Here is a 1,018-nt window from a genome sequence, read left to right as displayed (position 1 = left end):
CCCTCGCACAACAGCACGGTCTTAAGTACGATGACGGCATCGATCGAAAGATATTCAACCAAGGCAAGCGCTTACGCAAAAAACACTTTTTCCTAGAATCAGTGAATGTTTTTTCAAACATCATGAGTCAATCGCCTCTTATAGAACAGGAGCGATACCTTGCCCTAATCGTGCGGGAGCCAAAGGAAGAAATGCAGCGTATACGACAAATGGTTGCAGCGTGGAAAGCTCAAAGGCCAGACGATTTGACCCCCATAGTCGAAAGAGAACTTAAGCTTCTTCCAAGCATCTTTGCAACTGGCGTTGATGGTCGAAACAGGAATTGGCTTCCCCAGTTATTGCGCCTAGTGCGAMGTGGAAAGGATACTGTAGTGATAGTTGGAGCTCTACACATGATAGGTCCGGGAAACCTCTCGGATTTGCTTCTGGATCACGGTTTCTCTTGTGTTCGGTGTACTTAGTCTCTGAGGGAACACCACCATTTCAGCGCAGGCTCGAGTGATCTGGTTTGAGTACTCAATAGATCGTGCGCTTCACGCCAATTGATTCAGCATTCAACTCAACCCCCACATGCGACAGAGTGCCATGGGATAAGCTTTAAAAGCTTCAACGAAAGGACCTTGCCATGCGCACGCTTTCCCCCAACGCTCTTGCACTTGCCTTCTCTACAGCTCTGTCCGCCTGCGCAGGAGGCCCTGCTGTATCAACGCCGGCATCTGCGCCGCCAAGCGGACCTTGCAACGCCGCACCAGCCCAATTCGCCGTGGGCCGCAATGTGAGCGCAGCGCTTCAAGAAGAAGCCCGCACACGCGCCGGCACCAAAGCCGTCCGGGTGCTGAAGCCCGGGCAGATCGTGACGATGGAGTTCAATGCTGATCGGCTGAGCCTGACTGTGGATGATGCTGGGCGCGTTACGCACGTCAGCTGCGGCTAGAAAAACCGCCGTGAAGCCAGTCAGCGCTTGCGGCTTTTGGCTTCTTCTTTTTCCAACTGCTGAAGCTGCCGCTTGCGCTTGGCC

The 1,018-nt window shown here is 53.2% G+C and carries 2 protein-coding genes; both read left to right on the top strand.

All coding sequences use genetic code 11. From position 1 onward, the window contains the following. The coding region (locus tag AC1D2K_RS35160; RefSeq protein ID WP_478095107.1) for a TraB/GumN family protein at positions 1-461 on the top strand (461 nt) is incomplete at its 5' end. Between the two features lie 164 nt (positions 462-625). Further along, the gene (locus tag AC1D2K_RS35155) at positions 626-934 is read left to right on the top strand and encodes an I78 family peptidase inhibitor (protein WP_477651214.1); all 309 of its coding nucleotides are present in this window, start codon (positions 626-628) and stop codon (positions 932-934) included. Positions 935-1,018: the final 84 nt, after the last annotated feature.

This window comes from Variovorax sp. P1_H12_2 (assembly GCF_056405335.1).
Note: the sequence above shows the minus strand (reverse complement) of the source record. Positions and strands in the feature narration are given on the sequence as shown.